Origin of the sequence: Maribellus luteus, assembly GCF_003576475.1 — a bacterium.
GTDB lineage: Bacteria > Bacteroidota > Bacteroidia > Bacteroidales > Prolixibacteraceae > Draconibacterium > Draconibacterium luteum.
The window spans coordinates 61963-82144 of record NZ_QWGR01000010.1 but is presented as its reverse complement, the minus strand read 5'-3'; the positions used below and the strand labels follow the sequence as shown (position 1 = coordinate 82144).

At 40.9% G+C, this 20182-nt stretch carries 19 protein-coding genes, 1 pseudogene and 1 riboswitch; of the genes and pseudogenes, 7 read left to right on the top strand and 13 right to left on the bottom strand.

All coding sequences use genetic code 11. From position 1 onward, the window contains the following. Window positions 1–20 precede the first annotated feature (20 nt). The 5 genes from D1614_RS16395 to D1614_RS16375 all read left to right on the top strand — a co-directional run bounded on the left by D1614_RS16395 (window position 21) and on the right by D1614_RS16375 (window position 4936). Window positions 21–1649: a S41 family peptidase gene (locus tag D1614_RS16395; RefSeq protein ID WP_119439051.1), complete on the top strand. Its 1629-nt coding sequence runs from the start codon at window positions 21–23 to the stop codon at window positions 1647–1649. 6 nt (window positions 1650–1655) lie between these two features. Continuing rightward, the gene (gene pnuC / locus D1614_RS16390) at window positions 1656–2267 is read left to right on the top strand and encodes a nicotinamide riboside transporter PnuC (protein WP_119439050.1); all 612 of its coding nucleotides are present in this window, start codon (window positions 1656–1658) and stop codon (window positions 2265–2267) included. Next, the gene (locus tag D1614_RS16385; protein WP_119439049.1) at window positions 2251–2775 is read left to right on the top strand and encodes an AAA family ATPase; all 525 of its coding nucleotides are present in this window, start codon (window positions 2251–2253) and stop codon (window positions 2773–2775) included. The genes pnuC and D1614_RS16385 overlap by 17 nt, the downstream gene beginning before the upstream one ends. An 84-nt stretch (window positions 2776–2859) precedes the next feature. Then, window positions 2860–3786: a serine O-acetyltransferase EpsC gene (epsC, locus tag D1614_RS16380; RefSeq protein WP_119439048.1), complete on the top strand. Its 927-nt coding sequence runs from the start codon at window positions 2860–2862 to the stop codon at window positions 3784–3786. Between the two features lie 13 nt (window positions 3787–3799). After that, window positions 3800–4936: a THUMP domain-containing class I SAM-dependent RNA methyltransferase gene (locus D1614_RS16375; protein ID WP_119439047.1), complete on the top strand. Its 1137-nt coding sequence runs from the start codon at window positions 3800–3802 to the stop codon at window positions 4934–4936. A gap of 183 nt (window positions 4937–5119) precedes the next feature. On the opposite strand, the gene D1614_RS16370 is transcribed toward D1614_RS16375, so the two are convergent. Further along, the gene (locus D1614_RS16370; protein ID WP_119439046.1) at window positions 5120–5269 is read right to left on the bottom strand and encodes a bacteriocin; all 150 of its coding nucleotides are present in this window, start codon (window positions 5267–5269) and stop codon (window positions 5120–5122) included. A gap of 135 nt (window positions 5270–5404) precedes the next feature. Here D1614_RS16370 and D1614_RS26485 point away from each other — a divergent pair. Then, window positions 5405–5944: pseudogene (locus D1614_RS26485) on the top strand (tetratricopeptide repeat protein); the annotation flags it as partial. 60 nt (window positions 5945–6004) lie between these two features. Next, window positions 6005–8278, top strand: coding sequence for a CHAT domain-containing protein (locus D1614_RS16365; protein WP_241558126.1), 2274 nt, complete (start codon window positions 6005–6007; stop codon window positions 8276–8278). Window positions 8279–8490: 212 nt separating this feature from the next. Here the strand turns inward: D1614_RS16365 and D1614_RS16360 are convergent, their stop codons facing one another. The 12 genes from D1614_RS16360 to D1614_RS16305 all read right to left on the bottom strand — a co-directional run bounded on the left by D1614_RS16360 (window position 8491) and on the right by D1614_RS16305 (window position 20096). Further along, the gene (locus D1614_RS16360; RefSeq protein ID WP_119439044.1) at window positions 8491–10002 is read right to left on the bottom strand and encodes a ring-infected erythrocyte surface antigen domain-containing protein; all 1512 of its coding nucleotides are present in this window, start codon (window positions 10000–10002) and stop codon (window positions 8491–8493) included. Then, window positions 9992–10579 carry an RNA polymerase sigma factor gene (locus D1614_RS16355; RefSeq protein ID WP_119439043.1) on the bottom strand — a complete coding sequence of 196 codons (588 nt, stop codon included), beginning with the start codon at window positions 10577–10579 and terminating at the stop codon, window positions 9992–9994. The genes D1614_RS16360 and D1614_RS16355 overlap by 11 nt, the downstream gene beginning before the upstream one ends. A gap of 361 nt (window positions 10580–10940) precedes the next feature. After that, window positions 10941–11684 carry a hypothetical protein gene (locus D1614_RS16350; protein ID WP_119439042.1) on the bottom strand — a complete coding sequence of 248 codons (744 nt, stop codon included), beginning with the start codon at window positions 11682–11684 and terminating at the stop codon, window positions 10941–10943. Window positions 11685–11810: 126 nt separating this feature from the next. After that, a complete protein-coding gene (locus tag D1614_RS16345; protein WP_119439041.1) occupies window positions 11811–12647 on the bottom strand; it encodes a sugar phosphate isomerase/epimerase family protein in 837 nt (278 codons plus the stop codon). A gap of 137 nt (window positions 12648–12784) precedes the next feature. Beyond that, on the bottom strand, window positions 12785–13594 hold the full coding sequence (locus D1614_RS16340; protein ID WP_119439040.1) for an ABC transporter ATP-binding protein: 810 nt from the start codon (window positions 13592–13594) through the stop codon (window positions 12785–12787). Between the two features lie 4 nt (window positions 13595–13598). Beyond that, window positions 13599–14618: a FecCD family ABC transporter permease gene (locus tag D1614_RS16335; protein ID WP_119439039.1), complete on the bottom strand. Its 1020-nt coding sequence runs from the start codon at window positions 14616–14618 to the stop codon at window positions 13599–13601. A gap of 3 nt (window positions 14619–14621) precedes the next feature. Then, window positions 14622–15437, bottom strand: coding sequence for an ABC transporter substrate-binding protein (locus D1614_RS16330; protein ID WP_162304536.1), 816 nt, complete (start codon window positions 15435–15437; stop codon window positions 14622–14624). A gap of 74 nt (window positions 15438–15511) precedes the next feature. Then, window positions 15512–15807, bottom strand: a riboswitch (cobalamin riboswitch). 40 nt (window positions 15808–15847) lie between these two features. Then, window positions 15848–16693 (bottom strand): DUF4349 domain-containing protein, encoded by an 846-nt coding sequence (locus D1614_RS16325; RefSeq protein ID WP_119439037.1) that lies wholly within the window; start codon window positions 16691–16693, stop codon window positions 15848–15850. A 63-nt stretch (window positions 16694–16756) separates the two neighbouring features. Beyond that, window positions 16757–17392, bottom strand: coding sequence for a chloramphenicol acetyltransferase (locus D1614_RS16320; RefSeq protein WP_119439036.1), 636 nt, complete (start codon window positions 17390–17392; stop codon window positions 16757–16759). A 260-nt stretch (window positions 17393–17652) separates the two neighbouring features. After that, window positions 17653–18369: an RluA family pseudouridine synthase gene (locus D1614_RS16315; RefSeq protein ID WP_119439035.1), complete on the bottom strand. Its 717-nt coding sequence runs from the start codon at window positions 18367–18369 to the stop codon at window positions 17653–17655. A 235-nt stretch (window positions 18370–18604) separates the two neighbouring features. Beyond that, window positions 18605–19045: a carboxymuconolactone decarboxylase family protein gene (locus tag D1614_RS16310; protein ID WP_119439034.1), complete on the bottom strand. Its 441-nt coding sequence runs from the start codon at window positions 19043–19045 to the stop codon at window positions 18605–18607. Between the two features lie 190 nt (window positions 19046–19235). Beyond that, a complete protein-coding gene (locus tag D1614_RS16305; RefSeq protein ID WP_119439033.1) occupies window positions 19236–20096 on the bottom strand; it encodes a hypothetical protein in 861 nt (286 codons plus the stop codon). Window positions 20097–20182 lie beyond the last annotated feature (86 nt).

Below are 20182 nucleotides of genomic sequence, written 5' to 3'. Positions count from 1 at the left end.
GTTACATTAACAAAAAGACTATGAAAGTTTCGAAATTTAACAGAACGTCCAACTTCGGGCTAAGGGTGCTTTTAGCTTTTTTTCTGGCATGGCCTTTTGCGCAGCTTTCCGCACAGGAAAACGTTCAGCAAAGCCAGCTGAAATTTGGCCGCTTGCTTCGGTTGATTGACGGTTATTATGTTGATTCGGCCAATGTCGAAAAACTGACAGAAGATGCCGTTGTTCATGTCCTGAGTGAACTGGACCCGCATTCTACCTATATTTCAAAAGAAGAAGTGGAGAAGATGAACGAACCTTTAAAAGGGAATTTTGAAGGTATCGGCATATCGTTTAACATTTTCAAAGATACTTTGCTGGTTACAACCACCATTGCCGGAGGCCCTTCCGAAAAAGTTGGCTTACGTGCCGGCGACCGGATTGTGGAAGTGGATGGTAAAAACGTTGCAGGTATCGGGCTTAAAAACTCCGATGTTTTTGACATGCTTCGGGGAGATAAAGGCACGGAGGTAAATCTGAAGGTTTCGCGCAAATCGGAAAAAGACCTGTTGGCTTTTACCATCATCCGCGATAAAATTCCGATCTACAGCCTCGATGCCTCTTACATGCTGAATAAAAACACAGGCTACATAAAACTGAGCAGGTTTTCGGCAACTACCAACGACGAGTTTGTGGATGCCATGAAAGACCTGAAACAACAGGGGATTGAAAACCTGGTGCTTGACCTGCGTGGCAACGGCGGAGGCTATTTAAAAACCGCGATTGAAATTTCGGACCAGTTTCTTGACAACAATAAGTTGATTGTATACACAAGCGGCAGGAACGATCCCAAACGGGATTACGATGCATCGGCCAAAGGTTTGTTTGAAACCGGAAAGCTGGTTGTTTTGGTAGACGAAGGATCAGCCTCGGCAAGTGAAATTGTATCCGGTGCTGTTCAGGACTGGGACCGTGGAATTATAATTGGACGTCGTTCGTTTGGAAAAGGGCTTGTACAAAAACCGTTTTTCCTGACTGACGGATCGATGGTTCGGCTTACAACCGCCCATTATTATACACCAAGTGGCCGCTGTATTCAGAAACCGTATGAAGATGGTGTGAGCGAATACCGAAAAGATTACGCCAACCGGATGAGCAACGGAGAAATGTTTAATGCCGACAGCATTCATTTCGATACTTCTTTAAAACACAAAACACTGGTGAATGGCCGAAGTGTTTACGGAGGAGGCGGTGTAATGCCCGATATTTTTGTTCCGCTTGATACTTCACACAACTATATTTATCTGAACCAGTTGAGAAGAAAAAATGTGGTTTTCAACTACGTCCTCGATTTTATTGATACAAACCGCGATCAGCTGAAAAAAGACTATCCGGAATTTGATCAGTTCAACCGGAATTTTACCATTGGTGATGATGCGGTGGAAGAGATTGTAAGCCGGGGAGAAAAAGAAGGCGTGGAAAGAAACGATGAAAGCATTGCTTTTACAAAAGACAATTTGAAGCAAGAATTAAAGGCTTTTATCGCCCGCGATGTGTATTCGCGTAACGACATGTACAAAGTTCTCAACGAGGATGATGCTGAAATAAGTAAGGCACTGGAAGTACTCGACGATAAAAAAGAATACGAGGGCTTACTGGTAACCAACGAATAATTTTTTATGACCGAAACAATTCTGGAATGGCTTTCAGAAAACCCAATAGAGGTGCTGGGAGCCATTCTTGGTATGATATATATCTTCTTTTCGATCCGCCAGAATATCTTCACCTGGCCCACCGGACTGATTTCCTCTTTTCTGTACGTTATCGTATTTTTTGACGCAAAATTATACGCCGACATGGGACTACAGGTGTACTACGTGGTTATAAGCTTGTATGGCTGGTATTTCTGGTTGAAAGGTAAAAAAACGGATGCCGACACGCAAGTTCCTGTCAGGCTCACTGCCCCAAAACTAAGATACCTGCTGGTAGCAGCATCGGTTGTTTTGTACGCACTTATCCTGTTTATCCTCAAAAATTTTACGGATTCGGATGTTCCATACATGGATTCGTTAACAACAGCGTTGAGTATCGTCGCCACCTGGATGCTGGCAAAAAAATACATTGAGCATTGGCTGATCTGGATTTTTGTGGATGCAGTTTCGGCAGGCCTCTATGTATACAAAGGTTTATGGGCCACTGTCATCTTGTTTTTGATATACACGTTTATGGCCATTTATGGTTATTTTGCATGGAAGAAAGATTTATTGAAACGAGTTGAAGCAACGTCCTAAAATAATAGCCATTACTGGAGCCGAATCTACGGGAAAAAGCAACCTGGCCCGGGCATTATCCGAACATTACGGAGCGCCGTTTATTCCGGAATATGCACGTGACTACGTTCAGAACCTGGATAGAAAATACACCTTTGAAGATGTTGAGTACATTGCACAAAAACAGGTAGAACAATACAATGATCTCATCAACTCCGACTTCCAGGTCATTTTTCTGGATACCTGGCTACTCATTACAAAAGTATGGTTCGAAGTCGTTTTTGGCAGGGTTCCCCACTGGATTGAAAACGAATTAAGAAACACAGAAATTGATCTTTTTCTTGTCTGCGACACAGACCTTCCCTGGGTCTCAGATCCTGTTCGTGAAAACGGAGGAGAGAACCGCGAACGCCTACAGGAAAAATATATCAGTGAAATCGAAAAATATGGCTTCCCCTACAAAATCATTCAGGGCATGAACGGAATAAGAGTACAAACTGCCATCTCATTAATCGACAGGATACTTTAACCTTTATCAACAAAACATTCAATAAATCGTTTTTAATGTAATTTGTTAAGCGATACTGCTTAGCTTTGCATTAGACTAAAAATTATGACAACACAGGAATTCGAAAACCGATTGCAGAACACCATTGATAAACTGAGTGAACCCGAGTCTTACAAACTGGTTTGCCACGAACATCTCAAAGGAGAACCACTGCCTTCGAATAAAAACATTGCCCGGATTATTGAACTGGTTCGGGAAATCCTGTTTCCCGGGTATTTTGGAAATACAACCCTGCGGGGAGGAACGACCAAACACTACATGGGAGTTTATGTGGATGAACTTTACGAATTACTAAGCGGTGAAATTCTTGCCAGCATGTGTTTCGAATGTGAAGAAACAACCATTAGCAAAGTAGAACGACACCGTTCAAAAGCAGAACAAGACGCCATTGACCTGATCGAATTTCTGCCCGAAATGAGGCGCCAGTTGGTAACCGACGTTGAAGCAACTTTTCTAAACGATCCGGCTGCAAAAAATTACGGAGAAGTCATTTTTAGTTATCCCGGCATACGGGCCATCACCAACTACCGATTTGCACACAGACTGTTACAATTACAGGTGCCGCTCTTGCCACGCATTATAGCGGAAATGGCGCACAGCGAAACCGGGATCGACATCCATCCCCGGGCGCAGATCGGGGAAAGTTTTACCATCGACCATGGAACTGGTGTTGTAATTGGCTCTACCTGTATTATCGGAAGCAATGTAAAAATATACCAGGGAGTAACTCTGGGTGCCAAAAGCTTTCCGCTTGATGAAAATGGAAACCCAATAAAAGGTATACCGCGCCACCCGATCGTGGAAGACGATGTGGTAATCTACGCCGGAGCTACGATACTTGGCCGGGTAACCATTGGGAAAGGGTCAGTAATCGGAGGAAATGTATGGGTGACCAACGATTTGCCCCCCAATTCACGTATTATTCAAAAAAGACCAAAAGAATCAACATTTACCGACGGAGCCGGTATTTGATAAACTCAAAATATTGAAAGATTATAAACTGATTGCAAAAACTTTTGCAGGGCTGGAAGATGTACTGGCCAAAGAGGTAAAACGTCTGGGCGGGAAAAATGTGCACCGCGGCAAACGAGCTGTTTTTTACGAAGGTGATCTTGAAATGATCTATCGTTCCAATTACTACTTGCGAACGGCCTTAAAAGTATTAAAAGAGATTGATCATTTTCAGTTCAAAAATGTAGACCAGTTTTACCTGAAGTGTAAAAATATCGACTGGTCGAAGCATCTCGGACTTGAAGATACTTTTTCCATCGACAGTGTGGTGGTCAACTCCAGGGATTTCCGTAACTCAATGTTTACCTCCCTCAAAGTTAAAGATGCCATTGCCGATTATTTTCGCGAAAAACAGGGAAAACGTCCCAATGTTGATACAGATAATCCTGACCTGATCATTAATGTTCATATTTTTCAGAATACCTGTACCATCTCACTAGATAGTTCGGGTGAATCACTGCACAAAAGGGGATACCGCATAAAGCAGGGAGATGCTCCTTTGAATGAAGTACTGGCAGCCGGAATGATTATGTTGGCGGGCTGGTACGGAAATTCAGATTTTATGGATCCGATGTGTGGGTCGGGAACCATTGCAATTGAAGCAGCCATGATTGCCCAAAATATTCCGGCGGCTAAATTCAGAAAAGAATTTGCTTTTCAGAACTGGAACGATTACGACCAGCTTTTATGGGACAAAATTACTGAGCCTTCAGAGAAGCGAGAGTTCCGCTATACTATATATGCTTCGGATATATCGGCAGGCAATCTCTTAAACGCACAAACAAATGCTCGACGGGCATTGGTTTTTAACAAAATCAAATTTGCGGTAGCTGATTTTAAGGATTTGCCCATTGAAATGCACAATGGCACCATCATTACCAATCCGCCCTATGGAGAGCGTTTAAAAAGCGAAAATTTGGATAGTTTGTACCAAATGATCGGAGAACGCCTAAAGCATCATTACTGCGGAAATGAAGCCTGGATTATAAGCTCAGCCAAAGAAAGCATGAAATACATTGGATTAAAACCCACGAGTAAACAAGAGCTTTTCAACGGAGCGTTGGAGTGTAACTTTAATAAATACGAAATCTTTGAAGGGAAAAGAAGTTGAGTTGAGTCTTTCAAACCAAAAGGGGTTTAAAACGTTGCGTCTTAACCCCCTGTACTAACAACTTAATTGGTTCTGTATATAGGCTACTCTTCTTCCTAATTTTAAAGAAACGTATTAATCTTAGTTAAACAAGGATACTCTATCCTGTAAGACAATAAATAAAACAGTTAATGATTTGAAGTATTATTCTTCTAAAGTATCATAAACATCTTTATCTCTGGATTTTGGACGATCTACACCACCCTTAATTGATTTCATTTCGTCATTTGTCAAAACTTCGAAAGTAAAATTAGCAAAAGCGTTTTCAGTTGTTTGTCCCAGTACCCTTTTCATGATTAAATAGATTAATTCGTTAAACTTTTTAAATACACATTCACTTATATATTCCTAAAAGCTCAAAAAGGTAACCCCCGAATTTGAAAAAAATTAAAAAACTTTTACTTTGGCATCAGAAATCACAACATTATCATGGGCAAGATTTGTATCTTTTATCCGCTAGTTTTCCTGATTTTACTTTCAAATATTCTTTTTGGTCAAACAAACAGTAATGACCATTACAACATGAGAGTCAGACAATTGTACTCTGCTGGGATTAATCTAAACAATGAAAAAAGAAGTATTGAAGCTCTTGATTCATTTAAATTGGCCCTCAGCTATCGAAAAAAGAGTTATGGTGAAGAGAGTTACTTTCTAGGTAGCATATATGTTTCCATAGGGATTACGTACAAATTATTGGGAAGAAATGAGCTTGCTCTAAGAAATTATAAACTAGCAGAACAAAGTTACTTACTGCGCAATGACTCCAATTTAATTAGCCTTGGAAGATTATATCGCAATATTGGCAATGTATATAGAGCAAAACTTGATTACACCAACGCCTTGAATTATTTTAATCGATCTTTAACCATATTTTCGAACCAAGACAATATTGATTATATCGACATCTGTGATGCTAATTATGCTATTGCAGAGATTAACTATTTACAGAATAATTTTAATAAAGCTCTGAGTATATTAAAAACATTTTATTCAAAAGGAGATATAGTAAATAGAATCTATTACAGTGAGTTGATTGCAATCCTGTATCAGGAATTGAAAGACATTATAAATGCAGATAAGTATTATCAGATTAACATTGATCTAGTAAGAAATGAATACGGCGATCAAAGTATTCAACTGGCTAACTCCTACTTAAACTATGCAGAGTTTCTATCTAACGTTTATAAATTCAATTCGGGTATGGAGGCATTGGAGAAAGCCTTCTTAATCATCGCCAAAGAGCAGCCTTCAAAAGGTAAGGATCTAGCTGATTATTACACTTACAAGGGCGACCTTATTGCACGAAAGCCAGTCGCATCTCAAAATATATTCACCTTTAAACAACAAAAAAAGCAGAATCTCAACGAAGCGATAAGTCTGTATACTAATGGATTAGACGCACTTTACAAACCAAATGAAAAAATGGAAATTGGTAAATTAACCGTTGATAACTGTTTGTCATTTCTAAATTGCTTAGGTTTACTAAAGGCAGTTGCCGACTCCTACCTAGAGCTTGCTGATTTGGAAAAGGAAGAACGAACTGCAACCTACGCCAGAGCTTTGGATAACGCACTGAACTACTATAATGTAATCGGAAAACTGGTTCAACGCGCACGAATGGAAATCTCTAGTGATGAAAGCAAGTTGCAACTCGCCACACTGGAATCATCAACCTTCTCTAAAACCATCGAAACCGCTTATCTGGCTTATGATTACAGTCAGGATGAGCAATACCTGGACCTTGCTTTTCAAAGTGCAGAACAAATGAAAAGCAGCGCAGTCTTCGATAAGATATCTAATGACCTGGCACAGGAAAACAGCCTGATTCCGGATACTTTACTGGAGCTCGAAAGCAAACTAAACAGCACCATATCAACTTTTAACGAAAAATTATTTGAAGAGCAAAGTAAAGACAGTGCCGATTCAGAATTAATTGCCGAATACAACGATAAAATTTTTGAGGCCTCGAAAAATCGCGACGAGCTCAATCATCTGCTGGAGGAAGAGTATCCGGATTATTATAATCTGAAATACTCCGTTTCCATGCTAAGTGTAACCGATGTACAAAACAAACTAAAAAAGAACGAAGCAATAATAGAATATGCAATCAATCAAACAGATACTACGTCGGAACTGTTTACTTTTCTGATTACAAAAGACCACAAGTTCTTTACTTCACAAAAGATATCTTCCGAAATGCAGCGGTCGTTCGAGTACATGTTTCATTTTATGACTACCCCAAATTTTCTTTTTACCCACAATGAAGATTCAAAGCAATATTGTCAAGCCGCCAACGATATGTATACATTGCTGTTACAGCCTTTTCAATATGCGCTAAAGAATATGAACTTAATTATTATTCCTGACGGGAAACTGAATTACATTGCGTTTGACGGCCTGTTAAAATCACTCCCGGACACAAGCCAGGTGATCGATTTTTCAAAATTAGATTATTTGATCCGTGATTTTAATATTAACTACGCCAACTCAGCCAATATCTATTTCAAGAACAGCCACTCCAAGCGCCAGTTAAAAAATCACACACTGGCATTTGCTCCTTTATACGCTTCAGAAAAGTTTGAACTATCAAATGCTAGCTATACACTAATGCCTCTTCCGGGTGTGCAAAAAGAAGTAGATGCCATTTCAAAGACCGTAAAAACAGACGTTTACAGGGGATCCGAAGCAACAGAAGAAAATTTCAGAAAATTTAGCCAGGAATACGACATATTGCATTTGGCTATGCACGCATACATCAATGATTCCCTTCCGGCGTTTTCAAGACTTGCTTTTTCGCCCATGCCGGAAACACCTAATGAACCGCTCGACAAAGACGGCTGGCTCAATACAGCAGATATCTACAACCTGAATTTACGAAACGCAAAATTAACAGTACTTAGTGCCTGTAACACAGGCGTCGGAAAAATGCAAAAAGGAGAAGGACTAATGAGCCTTTCCAGAGGATTTTTATATGCCGGCTGCCCCTCGATTGTGGTTTCGCTGTGGGAAGTTGAAGACCAGGCGGGAACGGAGATAATGACCTCCTTTTACAAAAACCTGAAAAAAGGAAAAACCAAAGACGAAGCGCTAAGATTAGCTAAAATCGAATACCTGGATCATTCCAATTCCAGACTGGCGCACCCTCACTATTGGATGAGTTTTAAGTCCATCGGAGACAATTCGCCACTTTACACGAGTTATGATATCTATTTCTTTGGAATTCTTATTTTACTCATTCTTATTTTCTCTATTGACCAAATCTTACGCATAAAGAAAGCCCGTCAGAAAAGACAGGCTTTGTGAATGTGTATTTTTTCGAATAAATCTATTTCGCGTTGAATGTGTATATCTTCTACTTTGTTTCTTGATTCAATTTTATGGTGAATGTGTATTTAAAATCGAATCAGTCTATTTATTTCATTTGAACGCTTGTGTTATTTTGTTTCTCGATTCAATCTCTAAAAAGGTGAATGTGTATTTAAAATTGAATCAATCCACTTTTGAATGAACAGAATTTATTTAAACGTGTACCTTAACTTGCGAATAATGGCTTTTGCATCTTTTTCGTAGTGTCCCTTCCGGTCGATTACTGCCAACAGCTCAGCCCTTGCCTCACTTCGCTTGTTCTCTTTCAGGTAGCACAAAGCTTTGTACCACTCTGCTTCTTCCACAAATAAGTTATTTCCATGGTTTATAACTTTCGTGTACTCCTGAATTGCATTATCGTACTGATCCAGGTTCTGATAACTCAAGCCTTTGTAAAACTGAGCAACAAAGGCCTGGTCTTTCTGCGGAGTGACATTATCCAGCTCTTTGATCACTTTTTGATAATCGGATTGCTGGAAGTATATTTTTGCCGTTTGAATGGCATCCAAGCTTGCGTTCACAGAACGTTCTGATGCCCAGGCTGGCGTTTCAAAATATTTGGCATAGGTACCCTGAGTCGACTGCATTCCCGTATTTAAGATGCCGGCCAAACCGATCAAAACAACGATCATAGCCACACTGTTTCTCCAGAATCGCGTAGACTGTGTATCGAACCGTGGCATTACGATCGATTTCACTTCTTGCTTTTCCGAACCTCTGCGTGCCTCTGACAGGCTTTCCCGTAACGAGATAATGTCTTTTTCACCGATGGCTGAATTTATGTTCTCACGCAACGAGAGCTCTGCCATCAGGTCCGTATTTTCTTTTAATTCGATATTAAATTCTTCGAGCAATTCTTCATCGTCAAGAACACCATCGATAAAGTCTTCAATTGTATTTTCACTTACATTCCACGAAGTTTCTGCCTCCATGATGCTGCTCATTTCGTCTCTCAGCTTCATTACATCAAATTCTTCGAGTGCAGCCTCCAATTCCATATGCAGATTCACTTCTTCGAGTAATTGCTTATTCTGCTTCATTTCAGCTTCAAACTCAGCCAAAATATTGTCTTCCATCTCTCCATTCAGATAGTCATCTATTTCTTCGGCAGAATACTGAGGTTCAACAGATTTTGCGACCTGCTGCAAAGTTTCACGGAGATTCATTATGTCTGCCTCCAGAACGGCTTCTTCAAGGCCATCCAAATCTTCCATTTCGAAGCCATTCAGTTCTTCGTCATAACCGTTGACTTCTACCCCATTCTGACTTTGTTCCTTGTAGAAATGATGAATATTCTCGTTACTTGTCTTTTCGTGTTGATACACGTGTACCTTTGGCAACGATTCAAAACTGTCCACCAGTTCGGCAAAAGACAATTCGTCTGTCAGCTCCTGGATTTCTTCCAAATCCTCCAGCAACGCAAACGATCCGTTTGTAATTTTTTCTGATTTTGTTTCCTCCTGAATTTCCAGAAGTTTGCCTTTGAGGTTTAACACGTCCATTTCGAGCACTGCGGCCTGTAGATTTTTGTGAAGTTCTACTTCTTCCTTCAGCTCTTGATTGAATTCCAGTTCTTTTTCGAATTCAAGTCTTTGCTTTGCGTCCATTAAATCTAAACAATAGTCTTCAATGCGTCCAATTAATTCTGTTTTAGGTGTCATCTTCAAGTATTTTTTTAAATTCTGTATCTTGCTTAATCCTCTTTATAAGCAGCTCTTTACACTTGAATTTTCGGGTTTTTGCATATTTCTCCGTTTTAAAGCCCATAATGCTTGCAATTTCTTTAAGCGAGACTTTTTCGAAAAACAGCTGCAACAACTTCTGGCAATCAGAACTAAGGGTTTTAAAATGCTTTTGATACAAACCGTACTTTTCGTTTTTTTCTACCAACTCCACCAGATTATCATCGTAAATATCTTCCTGATATGGTAACGAATCGTTTAGTTTTTCTCGTTCTATTCGTCGTTTTTCAAGTTGTTTCAACCATAGAAACCTGCAAACCGAAAATAAATAGCCTTGAAAAGAACTCTTTTCGAAAATTAAATCATTCTCCTTTAATTTTCTGTAAATCACGATAATGGCTTCCTGAAATATATCGCTGGCATCATCTTCACTTCCCTGGTTCTTCTTAATGAAATAATTTACTTTATAGTAGTACTGTTTGTATATGTACTGTAAAATTAAATTATCATGCCTTAAGATTCCTTTCAGGATTTGCGCATCCGTATAGTTTATCATGTTCTATTATATTATTCGATTATTACGAAAAAGGTAACCCTTTATTTAAAATTATTCTATTCACAACTTAATCAACAATCTCTACTAAAAGTATCAACTAAGCTAATAAACAATGAATTACAATAAAAGTTAAAGATAAAAATTATCTTAAAAAAAGAAGCATCAGAAAAAAAATATGTTCAAAGGGGACTAAAAACAAAAAGGACGGGTTCAACAACCCATCCTTTTCTCATTAAACTAACTAACCTAACTAAACCTAAACTTATGAAAATAAACGTACCGCAAAGATATAGCCGGAGAGCAAATGGAGCAAAAGAAAGGTGTTAAATCATGTTAAAGGCCCGATAAATTAACATGAATGTTACTGAGCAACGAAAGTATAATGAATTGTCCCCTTCTGAAGGGCCGGGGCAGCATTGTCTTTGTTAAAAATGGTACGGGTTGCCGCTTCCTGTGCGTACAAAAATATTTGCTGGTCGCGAATGGAATTGTTCTTTCTGGCGGTGGCATCCACCACCGTGCCGTCGCGGTTCACTTTGATATCCACAATAACGGTTCCACCACCCTGCGCCAGGTAAACCGGAACAGGCAGACTCACATGGTAGCGGTTCTCCAGGTAATAAACAATATTACTTTCGCCTGCATAAATCACATTTTTAATGGAATCCCTGTCCATTCCCTCTGTCGTTTCAACGGGCATCTTAATTTCGCTGAGGTCCACCACGTCCTTTGATAGATTGTTACTAACGCTTGACGACAGTTTTTGGGCGGCTTCCACTTCTTTTAAATATTCATTGTCGAAGAATTCGTCTTTTGAAGTGGTTGTATTCTCGCGTGCCGAGCGGTTGGACGCCAGGTTGGTCCTGTTGTTGACCATTGGAGCAGGAGCTTGCTGTTGCTGCTCCTCCTGTTGTTCGGGCTCTTCTTCCGGAAGCTCAGGTTCGGGGATATTATCCGGAAACTCAATTAGGATAACTTCCTCCTTAATGTTTCCCTTTTTGTCGATATCGGCCAGCAGGAAAGCTGAAAAAAGAAGAATGTGGAAGACCAGTGTCCCCATCACCCCGTAAATATTTCTCCGGTATATTTTCCCCAGTTTTTGCACCCGACAAAAGTATAAAATTAAGTTCGATAAAAATTCTGTGTTGCTGGCATGAAACTACTGCAAATAAAAAAGGTGTTAACAATAACGCTAACACCTTTCAAATATTTAGTAAATTATAAACTTCTTTTAGCGGGTTGCTACAATCATGGCCCTGAAATAACCGATTGATTCCGCAATTCCCATAAACGGGTTATCCATATTACGTTCGTGTTCCAAACTGATTACACCCGTGTAATTCACTTCTCTCATCATCTTTACAAAAGCAGGAAAGTTGATAATCCCACGTCCCACTTCCACCGAATAACCCAGTTTTGTAGTTCCGGTAACATCTTTGAGGTGAATGTCAAAAACACGCGAATGATACTTTTTAAGGTCAGCAACCGGATCTTTACCGTTTCGGGTATCGTGACCAATGTCCAGGCACATGCCCATTCTCGGATCAAGGTCTTTTGTTTTTTCCCAAACCTCGTCGGCATCCTGATAAATATCAATGTCCGGGCCGTGCAGGTGAATGGCATAAAAGAAACCGTATTCTTTTACTTTTTCTTCGACATACGGTAATAGATCGTAATTCGGAACCCCGACAATCGTATTCACTCCTACCCTTTTGGCGTATTCAAAATATTTGTCGATGTCTTCTTTCGAACGCATGTAGAGAGGCCCCACTGCATAGCCTTTTACACCGTATTCGGCACATTTGGCATGAAAAGCTGCAATTTCCTCATCGGTACTTTCAATGGGTAAATGAAAATCCTTGATACACAAATAATGAACATCGCAACGCTTCAGGGTTTCCAACGTAGTTTGCAAATCAAATTTATGAAAGGTATAACCGGCAACTCCCAGTTTGAAATTTTCTTTTGTTTCGGGTGCGGGTTGCGGATCGGGCCTTTGAGCTTGCTGAGCAACCACCGCCAGTTGCAAAAAGAAGATCAGAAAAGTAAAAGTCAGAAATTTCTTCATGGATCAATGATTTAGATTTAATGGGCATAAAAGTAGCAAATAATTTACGGAAGCGGACTTACAAAGTAAAAATGGAATGCAGAGGATGGCATAATCACCAGTCAGAAAATCTCGATTGCTGAAAATTCCAACAGTTTTTAGGAAAGCTTTTTTGTGCTCATTACGTCTTCCGAAATCAAGAAGACAACCGGTTTCCCCGAAACAGGATTGGTACGCGTAATCACTACCGTATCATACACCGCCTCAATGTCTTGGTAATTGAGTACGTCCATCGGGACACCCGTTTTTCTGACACCACCCTTCTGCATCATGATCAGCTGATCACAGTACTCACCGGCCAGGTTCAGGTCGTGAATAATCATCAGAATGGTCAGTTTCAAATCGTGGCTCAGGCGTCGGATAAGATTCAGAATCTGCACCTGGTGCGTAATATCGAGATGCGATGTGGGTTCATCCAGCAAAAGCAACTGGGGCTCCTGGGCAAGCGCACGGGCAATGCCGGCCAGCTGTTGCTCTCCCCCGCTCAAAGCATTCATGTATTTATTCCGAAGCCGGTCCACACCGGTTAATTTCATGTATTTCTCGGCAATGGCGAAGTCGTTCTCGTTTTCAAAAAACTGAAACTGTTTGCGGTAAGGCATGCGGCCCATTAGCACATATTCTTCCACCGTCATCGCACCAGCTTCGATAGTTTGGGTAACAATGGCCAGGTTTTGTGCCCGTTGTCGCAGGCTCATTTTGTGAATATTTTTCCCCTCTAAAGTAACTACACCGGTTAAGGCCGAAAGTTCGGCAGAAATTCCTTTAAACAAGGTAGTTTTCCCCGATCCATTCGGGCCGATGATACCCACAAAATCACCTTTCTGAATGCCAAAGCTGACATCGTCGAGGACAAAATGCCCCGGATATCCGCACGAAAAATGTTCTATTTTAACAAACGACTGCATGTATTCAATTCAACTTAACGTGAGAACGTGACCGACTCAACACAATGATAAATACCAATCCACCGGCAAAGCCAGTAATTACTCCAATCGGCAATTCGTTGGGGGCAATGATTGTCCGTGCAATGGTATCGCTCAGCACCAGGAAAATAGCGCCTCCCAGAAACGACCCCGCCAGCAATACCCGGTAATCGTTGCCAATGACCAAACGCACCAGATGCGGAATTACCAGCCCCACAAAACCGATTACCCCGGCTACTGAAACCGCGATCCCGGTCAACAACGACGCCACAAAAAACAACAGGCGAACTGTTACGTCGGTATTGATTCCCAGATGCTTTGCTTTGGCATTTCCCAAACGCAGCGCATTCAGTGGCTGCGCAAAGAAATAAGTGATGATCAGCCCGGCCAGCGACGAATAAAGCGCAATGCGTATTAGCATCGAATTTGATTCATCCAGCGAGCCCATGACCCAAAAAACAATGCTTTGTAGGTTATCAGTGGTGGAGATCGACATCAAAAACATCATGGCCGAGGATGAAATAAAACTCACCATTACACCGATCAGCAACATGCTGTTGATGCTAAGCCCGGCCCTTTTTATGCTTAGGAAATAAACCAGAAACAACGTAATTATCGCTCCTAAAAAACCAAACACCGGAAGTGTAAGAAAGCTCAGACTGTTCAGTCCAAAAACAATGGCAATGGCAATTCCCAGTGCTGCACCACCCGAAATACCCAGGGTATAGGGTTCCACCAGCGGGTTGCGGTAAATTCCCTGCAAAATAGCCCCCGAAAGACTCAAAGCTCCTCCAACGGCAATGGCCAGAATCAAGCGGGGAATCCGGATTTTTGTCAGAATCGTAAACTCCATCGAATCGGGTTGGGAAAGTATTTGCGGGAGCCGGGACAAAGTAATGTCGATCTCGCCCGACGACAAGGAGATGGCCACCGACACGACCAGCAAAAGCAACAAAGCCGCCAAAAACACGATCCACTTCCAATACCTGGTACTTATTCCTGCCATTTGCTATTCACTTAAAAAACGATACACATCTTCCAGCGCGCTGACAAAATTCTGAGGTGTGGGACTGCACGAAGTCTCCGAATCGATCAGAAAGACCTTGCAGTTTTGCACGGCCGACACACTTTTGTAATTCATCCACTCTTCTTTTTCCGTCTCGCCAAAACCTCCCATCGTTGCAATAATAATCACATCGGGGTTACGCATCACCACACTTTCGCGGGTCATGGTTCCCTTGGTAAGGCCTGCTGCAATGTTGGAACCGTTGCAAAAGGTAATGAAATCGTTCATAAAGGTATTTTCCAGCACCGTAAAAATCGGGCTGGCGCCAATCTGGAAAAAGATTTTCTGTGGTTTCAGCGATTTCGTCAGCTGCTGAATTTCGGTCGCCCGCTTTTCCAGCGGAGACAGCACTTCGAGTGCTTGTTCAAAGCTACCCAGCAAGCCGGCAATGTATTTTGTCTGTTCGCAGATTTCAGCAAAATTGCGCGGCGATTTCATGGTCGCTACCCTTATTCCCAGCTTTTCCATGGCTGCAATGTCCTGTTGTTTGGTCAGTTGCAAAGCCAGCACCAGGTCGGGTTTGAGCGAGAACAGTTTTTCAATGTTTACATCGATGGTGGAGCCTACCTGGTCAACGCCGTCGTTTACCGCCTGTGTGCAGTAACTGGTGCAGCCCACGAGCTTGCTTTGTGCGCCAATCAGGTAAATATTTTCGGTAATGGAAGGTGCCAGCGAAACCACTCGTTGCACCCCGGCAGCAATTCCCGGAATAACAAACAACAACAGCACTACCGACAGCCAAATGCTTTTCGCATTCATTGGATACATTTTTCAACCCGGAAACAAATGGCAAAATCATGTGAATGATTTCCGACACTTTATTCCCGAAGTTCGTTCATCTTTTTTTGTTGGCAGGTTTTCGGGCTTGTTCTCTGACTTCAACCTTCTCATCCGTCCACCGACGGATAATGGCGTAAGAAAAGTCAGTTTGTTTTTGAACAGATCCCTCGAAAACCACCATTTCGTTTGATTTTCTTCGGGATTCTGTTTTTCTAAGGATTTGTTTCGATTCTCTCACAAATCATAAGAAAAACTAGAACTTACAGCTGCGGGTACAGCTCCGGAATTGAACCGGATTCCCTTTTAACGGTCCTTCGTTACCAACCGCGCCAAAGGTAGAAATTTTTTTGAGGCAGTTGTCTTGTCCTTATTCGGTCTGCAAAATAATCCTACTTTTTTGCTTTCCTTTTTCCCAGCCGTATCAATCCATAAACAAACAGCGTTACAATCACCCAAAACGGCCACAGGTTAATCACAAAAAGGATAAAATCGACAAAGCCAAACCAGCCTTTTGACAGGGCCTGTTTTAATCTTTCGCCAAAGTTGTCGCGGTCGGTTGGATTGTATTTAAAATCCTTTCGTTTCGAGAGGGTCAGGTTCAGCGTACTGTAATCAACCAGATCGCCCAGGTATTTCAGCCTGCCGGTAGTGCTTTCAATCTCTTCTTCCAGCCCACGAGTTTCCTCTTGAATCTCCAGTATTTCCTTTACCGTTTTTGCCTGGGCAAGCAGCTCGTTGTACCGTGCCAGGTAATTCTTTTTGTTTTGAAGCCGGGTTTCCAGGTCGATGAACTGATCGGTTACATCACGTGCGTCAATTTCCTTGTATTTTATTTCGCCCTTACCTTTTTCCACCTCGCTGATAAAGCGGTCGAAGTTTGACGCAGGTATCCTGATCTTCAAGTCATACGACGATTCGTGGTCGGTGTTGTTATAGCGCTCGTTGTCGTAGTAACCCTCGTAAATTTTCACCAATGTATCCACACGCGCTTTGGTACTTTCAAGGTCTTTTACTTCTATCCCCAAACGCCCGTCTTTGATGATTTTCTTTTTCACCACTTCCAGCTCTTTTACCGGGGGCGGAGGTGGCGGTGGCGGACTGAGTTGATCTGCACGGGATATTGGCATTACTTCATCGTATTGCTCTCCTAAAGCATACGAAGCCTCGCCCCCTGACTGCTGTCTGCACGAAGCAAGCAGAAAGGTCAAAACGATGATGGCAAAAATGGATTTCATTGAGTATGATTTTTTATTGTTTTTGAGATAAAGATTCTCCCGCCTTTAAAATGGTTGATACTCCTACGTTATTTCGTCCAGAAAAGTTTGCAAGCGATCGACATACTTTCCCACATGATAGCCGTCGACCAGCGCATGATTTACCTGTACTGAAAAGGGTAACAGGATTTTGTCGTCGTGCTTAAAATATTTTCCCCACGAAATTCGCGGCACTGAATCATTTTTGTTAAACGAAATCGTATGCGAAATATGAGTGAACGAGATCCAGGGAATACAGCTTATGTAAACAAGGTCGTCGCGGCCGGCAAGTTTGTCGAATTCGAAATAATCCTGTTGGTTTTCGCTGGTTTCTTTCGCCCGACGCTCAAACTCAAAAATATTATCGCACAGATCGGGAGTTACAAACTTAAACAGTTCTTCGGCTCCGGCTTTGTCCATATCGGTAAACGACGGGTGCACCTTGTCATGAAGTACCACTCTGTCTCCGCGTATCCGGTACCGGAAATTTTCGATCTGATTAAGCACCGAAGTGCCGGCAAATACCATGGCGTAGTAGAACGATAAATTGTGTCGTCGGGCAAACTGCACAAAGTTCGACACATCGATGTTCATACAAATGTTGTAATGCGGATAGTCCATCCCGTGAAAAAACGCGAAATGTTCTTTTCGTTTCCAAGTCCCAATATCTATGTACTCCATTGTTTTTATGCTTTGACGGTTTTCTGCTAATGCGGATTCAGAATTCGTTTATCCAGTATTTCAGCCCGCTTAACATCTGTTGCCACAGATCATTACACGGCTGTTAATTTAATAAGTATTGTTTTTATTTTAAGTGCTGATTTTAAAAAATCGTTTTTGTGCGATCGTTCGAATTTTCTTTATCCTTTTCGTCGGTGTAACTATTTCTCCTCCATCTCCCCACTATACATCTTTATAATTTCGGGTGCCCCAATCCGGAATCAGTTTCTGTTTTTGCTGTCTTTTGCACTCATCAACGCGTTAAAACAGGCAGGAATACCGGTCTCAAAAATCATTTCTTTTTGGGTAGCCGGATGCTTGATGGTGAGCGAGCACGAATGCAGCATCAAACGTTTTACGGCTTTATCGGCCAAGCCGTACACTTTGTCACCCGCAACCGGATGCCCCGTTTCCGCGAAATGAACACGTATCTGGTTTTTTCTTCCGGTAAAAAGATCAATTTCCACAAGGCTGTACTTTTCGCTTTCGTTTAACACCCGGTACCCTGTTTTTGCGAACTTCCCCATGGCCTTGTTTTTGGTGGAATACACCTTAAACATTTTATTTTCGGCCAGATACGATTCAATGATCCCTTCTTTACTGTTGAGTTTCCCGACCAGTACTGCCACGTATTTCTTCCGGAAATCGGCCCAGTTTTCCTGTAAAAAGAACTTGGCCTTTTCGCTTTTGGCAAACACAAGCAGCCCCGAAGTGTCCCTGTCGAGGCGGTGAACAATAAAAACCCGCTCCCTTGATTTTGGGTTTCCTTTTTTCACATAGGCATTCAATAAGAAATGAGCGCAGTGCTGTTTGTCCCTGTCGGTGCCCATCGACAACAAACCACTTATTTTATCCACCACAATAATCTCGCGGTCTTCGTACACAATCTCAAGCCCCCGGGGCTGGTGCTTTTTTGCCCCCATTCTATTTTCCGCCATACTTCTTTTCTGAATTGATTGCGAAGATCGTCATATTTTGGAATTCTAGTGTCGCTGGCAGAGATGAAAGGGATGAAACAGGTGGAATAATGGTTCGGAAGCTTCGGCACGCAGCTGGCACACAAGCCCCCCTCTATGCTATAGCCCTGTGCATAGTTATTTATTTGATTTCGTACTTAATTTTTGGATTCAAACAAATTATCCTTCTTTTTTCAGACATGCTCTATTTCTTGCTTCATTCTTCGTGGTACATATGTGTCGAAACCGCAATTCTGTTCCAAGTATTTATCACACTTATTTGCATAATTATCTGTGCGATTTCATTATCGTTAAAATTCATTTTTGCCTCTTCATATGTTTTTTCAGTCAATCCGTTGTCTGCAATTCGAGTAATTTCTTCCGTCATTTTCAGAACAACTTTTTCTTTTTCATTAAACAAAGGCGATTCCCACCATGCACTTAAAGCAAAAATACGTCGATTACTTTCTCCGTTTTTTAATGCATCTTTTGTGTGCAGTTCAATACAATAAGCACAACCATTGATTTGCGATGCTCTTATTTTTATCAATTCTTTTAAGGATTTATTTAAGCTTGTTGAACCCAGGTATTTTTCAAGCCCAAACATTGCTTTATACGATTCAGGTTCAAGTTCATTAATTCTAATTCTCTTTTTCATCTCTCTATTTTATTGTTGATTTGAGTTCCGTTTGCATTCGGGTAGCGGATGTACATGTTGTAGGGGCGTCCCGATAGCTATCGGGATCGGAGAGCGTCAGCGTCCGGTAGGACATGACGGTCATGCAAGAATCTGCGGCTCGAAAACCACCGACCCCGCTCTGAAATTTACACATTGTTAACGCCAGATTTTAATTTGATTTTTTAATTTCATATCCAAATTTATCATTATAGAAAAGAGTGAACCTACCATCGCCCATTACGATTTTCTTTCCGCAAAACTTGTCATTGAATATATACAAATTTTCATCGTCTCTAATAATTTTATAGCGTGGATAATCTTTCTTTTTACCTATCCGAATTATCTCAATAATATTTCCAGTTTGATTTAGTGTAACTTTATATTTATTGTCAAGAATGACAGCCTTGTCAACAAATTTATACTCATCGACACTTCTCTTGTGTGTTTGATAATAAAAGGTTTTGTCCTTTTTTTGAATTTTATCAATAACTCTTTTTGTACTCATATATTTGGTAAGCGAATCAACTGTTACAATTGAATATCGATGTTTATTTCTAAATGAAATACTTAAACTGTCATTGAAATATTTTACTTGTAATTTATCGTAAATCTTTTTTTTGCGTTTGGACTCAATCGTAAAATTCCCTTCATGACTTTTAAATCTCCGATTCCATTTACTTTTAGAATATACTTTCTCTATTTCAAAATCATTTTTGGTATCAATATTTAATAAATAATCTATACGTAAGGAAAGATTGTCATTCAAATCATAGAATAGACCATTGCCCAAATTAAATCCAAGAAGGTGATACGGAACATCTTCAGTCTCAGTTGTAGAGTCATTTACTTGTTCCTCTGTTGTTTGTCTGATAATGTCTATTCGAAAATCGTAAAGTTCAATATCTGGTTGAATAAATAGGCTGTCAAATTCAATTTTTGATAAATCTTTAATCTCAGATATTTTAAGAGTTGTTTTACATCCGAAATTTATCAAAATCAATATTAATAATATGTAGTTATTTCGCTTCATTTAATTTGGCGTCAACGGTTGGTACATGTTGTCGGGGCGGATTTCGGAGAGCGTTCCTGTCCGGCAGGACGGAACGATGTTGCGAG